Genomic DNA, 401 nt, shown 5'->3' with positions numbered 1-401 from the left:
GTACTGAACTGATCCTGGTTGCTCTTGTTGTAGTCCGAGGTCAGCTTGTCCATTTGCGACTGATAGGACTGCTGGATGCTGAGCTGCTCCTGCAAACGCTTTTGCTGCTCGTCACCCTGCCCCTTTCCGGCCACGTTGTTGTCGAGACCCAGCTGGGCGCTTGCCAGCTGGTTTTTCAGGTTCTCATCGAACGCCGCGAGCTTTTTTCGGGTCTCCAGTCCCTTTTCACGCAGCGCGTTTTCAGCTTCGAGTGCAGCGTTGCGTTTGAGCTGGGCGGTGATCAGCTCCTGGTTCGCCAAAAGCGACTTCTGGTCGGCGGTGAGGGTTTTCTTGCCCTTGATATCAGCCAGTTGCTGCTCGAACTCGATCAGCTTTTTGGCGTTCGTGCCCAGGGTCTGGCT

General features: G+C 56.4%; 1 protein-coding gene. It reads right to left on the bottom strand.

Annotated features, from left to right (window positions below; genetic code table 11):
- Window positions 1-401: hypothetical protein (locus tag GSF22_RS34275; RefSeq protein WP_208818005.1), on the bottom strand; the 401-nt coding region annotated here is incomplete at both ends.

The sequence above is a fragment of the Micromonospora echinofusca genome, from assembly GCF_017614955.1.
GTDB lineage: Bacteria > Actinomycetota > Actinomycetes > Mycobacteriales > Micromonosporaceae > Micromonospora > Micromonospora echinofusca_A.
This window is presented reverse-complemented; position numbering and strand designations above follow the sequence as displayed.